The following is a 2,866-nucleotide window of genomic DNA, read 5'->3' as shown; positions in this document are numbered from 1 at the left end:
AATCCCCCCCTCACCGCCATATTTGAGATGAGAGCTCGTACGAAAGTACGGGCTTTTTTCATTTATATTCTCCGAAAGGGGGGATTCGAACCTTGAAACTCCCTGCGCTCTTTATGTCGGGTGGCGCTGCGCTTACCCGACCTACAAAAAGCTACTCCTCCACCATCTTCGCATACTCTTCAGTCAGAAAATCCACCAGCGTCCTGACCGACGGCAGCATGCCGCGCCGCGAAGGATAAACCGCGTGAATCACTTCCCGTCGGGGTTCCCACGCGTCCAGCACCCGTACCAGTTCCCCTGACGCAAGCTGATCCTTCACCATCAATATCGGCAACTGTACAACGCCCACGCCCGCCATCGCCGCTTCCCGCAATGCCAGCATGTCGGTGGTAATAAAGCGCGGTGCGTAGTGGATCTCCGCTTTCGCCCCTTCTGGACCACTGAGCTCCCATTTATGCACCTGTTTACCGGCCCCCATACTTAATCCAGGCCATTCACTGAGCTCGGAAGGCATTCGCGGTTTACCCATACGTTCAATCAACTGCGGACTTGCCACCAGGCAATGCCCCCTGTCAGCCAGCACCCTTAACACCAGATCGCTGTCATCAAACGGACGCGGACGCACGCGGATAGCCACATCAATACCTTCGCCAACAAGATCGACCCGACGATTGGTGGCCTCAAGCTGGAGATTAATCCCGGTGTAGCGCGCCATAAACCGCGCCAGCATCGGTCCCACGTGGACGTGCAGTAACGTGACGGGACAGGTGATCCTGACGACGCCGCGCGGCTCAGCCTGCAGCGCAGCAACGGCCTCCTCTGCCGCTTCTGCTTCTATCAGCATTGCCTTACAGTGCTGATAGAAAGTGTGCCCCACTTCCGTCACCGTAAACTGCCGCGTCGTGCGCTGTATCAACCGTACGCCAAGCCGCTCCTCCAGCTGCGCGATCCTGCGGCTCAGTTTGGACTTGGGTTGGTCAAGCGCCCTTCCCGCCGCCGCAAACCCCCCGTACTCCACTACCTTCACAAACCAGACGAAGTCATTGAGATCCTGCATAAATCCTCATCGTTCTATTTTTAGAACAGTGAATGCCATTTTCACTATCTACCGGGATATTAACCCTGAATATAAGCTAATTACATCAACAGAACATCAGGAGTTAATCATGAAAAACATCACTGGCGTTTATACCGCTCCTCGTCAGCACTGGGTGGGCGACGGTTTCCCGGTCCGTTCAATGTTCTCCTATCAGACGCACGGCGAGCCGCTCAGCCCGTTCCTGCTGCTGGACTACGCGGGCCCATACACCTTTCCGGCAGACGGTGCGAAACGCGGCGTAGGCCAACACCCTCACCGGGGTTTTGAAACGGTCACTCTCGTCTATTCCGGTGAAGTGGAGCATCGCGACTCCACGGGGAAAGGCGGCGTCATTGGCCCCGGGGACGTGCAGTGGATGACCGCCGGCGCAGGCATTTTGCACGAGGAGTTCCACTCCAGCGCGTTCTCGCAAAAAGGCGGAGAACTCAAAATGATGCAGCTTTGGGTCAACCTGCCGGCGAAAGACAAGATGGCCGCACCGGGCTACCAGAGCATCACGAAAGCCGACATCCCGGTAGTGACGCTGCCTGACGACGGTGGAACGCTGCGGGTTATTGCCGGTCGCTACGACACGGTGACCGGCCCGGCGCACACCTTCTCGCCGCTCAACGTCTGGGACTTCGCGCTGAACCAGGGAAGCCATCTGACGCTCGCTCAGCCGGAAGGCTGGAGCACGGCGCTGGTCGTGCTTGAAGGCAGCATCACGGTAAACGGTACCGCTCAGGCGGGTGAAGCCCAGCTGGTCGTGTTAAGTCAGGAAGGCGACAAACTGCACCTGGAAGCGAACAGCGATGCAAAAGTGCTGCTGATGGCCGGCGAGCCGCTGAATGAACCGATCGTGGGCTACGGCCCGTTTGTGATGAACAGTAAAGCCGAAATCAACGAAGCCATTCGTGATTTCAATTCCGGCCGCTTCGGCCAGCTCTGAACGTTATAAAGGAGAAGAACATGTCTACACCTGCGAACTTTAATGGAACCCGTCCGGTCATCGATGTGAACGATGCTGTGATGCTCCTTATCGATCACCAGAGCGGTCTGTTCCAGACCGTTGGTGATATGCCAATGCCGGAACTGCGTGCCCGTGCGGCAGCGCTGGCAAAAATCGCTACCCTGGCGAAGATCCCGGTGATCACCACCGCATCCGTCCCGCAAGGGCCGAACGGACCGCTTATCCCGGAGATCCACGCCAACGCGCCGCATGCGCAATATGTTGCCCGTAAAGGCGAGATCAACGCCTGGGATAACCCGGAATTCGTGGCGGCGGTAAAAGCCACCGGGCGTAAGACGTTGATCATTGCGGGTACCATTACCAGCGTCTGCATGGCCTTCCCGTCGATCAGCGCGGTTGCGGACGGGTATAAGGTGTTTGCGGTGATTGATGCCTCCGGCACCTACAGCAAAATGGCGCAGGAGATCACGCTGGCGCGCGTGGTGCAGGCCGGTGTGGTCCCGATGGATACGGCGGCGGTGGCCTCTGAGATCCAGCGTACCTGGAACCGTGAAGATGCGGCGGAGTGGGCGGAAGTGTACACCCATATCTTCCCGGCTTATCAGCTGCTGATCGAAAGCTACAGCAAAGCGCAGGAAGTGATTAAAAACAGCGAAGTGCTCGATTCACAGCGTTAATCCCCTGCTCCGCGGCGTAAAAACCGTGGAGCTGATTATTGCTTAACCGAACAGGCATTAAAGCTGAAAATCTGCTTGACCGTGTCAGCGCAACTCCCTATAGTAGCGCCCCGTTGCCCCCCCACGCGGTCAGGCAGCAAA

At 57.5% G+C, this 2,866-nt stretch carries 3 protein-coding genes; 2 read left to right on the top strand and 1 reads right to left on the bottom strand.

The genetic code is table 11. From position 1 onward, the window contains the following. Positions 1-151: 151 nt before the first annotated feature. The gene (locus tag ACVCAM_RS26130) at positions 152-1,057 is read right to left on the bottom strand and encodes a LysR family transcriptional regulator (protein WP_039024727.1); all 906 of its coding nucleotides are present in this window, start codon (positions 1,055-1,057) and stop codon (positions 152-154) included. A 109-nt stretch (positions 1,058-1,166) separates the two neighbouring features. Between ACVCAM_RS26130 and ACVCAM_RS26125 the strand changes: the two genes are divergently transcribed. Beyond that, positions 1,167-2,027 carry a pirin family protein gene (locus tag ACVCAM_RS26125; RefSeq protein ID WP_008503511.1) on the top strand — a complete coding sequence of 287 codons (861 nt, stop codon included), beginning with the start codon at positions 1,167-1,169 and terminating at the stop codon, positions 2,025-2,027. Between the two features lie 20 nt (positions 2,028-2,047). Beyond that, positions 2,048-2,725, top strand: coding sequence for an isochorismatase family protein (locus ACVCAM_RS26120; protein WP_023327087.1), 678 nt, complete (start codon positions 2,048-2,050; stop codon positions 2,723-2,725). Positions 2,726-2,866: the final 141 nt, after the last annotated feature.

Source organism: Enterobacter sp. CFEC122, assembly GCF_052983755.1.
Note: the sequence above shows the minus strand (reverse complement) of the source record. Positions and strands in the feature narration are given on the sequence as shown.

Excerpts from the sequence above, each read along its gene's own strand:
- ACVCAM_RS26125 (WP_008503511.1), top strand. The coding sequence starts at position 1,167 with ATGAAAAACATCACTGGCGTTTATACCGCTCCTCGTCAGCACTGGGTG.
- ACVCAM_RS26130 (WP_039024727.1), bottom strand. The coding sequence starts at position 1,057 with ATGCAGGATCTCAATGACTTCGTCTGGTTTGTGAAGGTAGTGGAGTAC.
- ACVCAM_RS26120 (WP_023327087.1), top strand. The coding sequence starts at position 2,048 with ATGTCTACACCTGCGAACTTTAATGGAACCCGTCCGGTCATCGATGTG.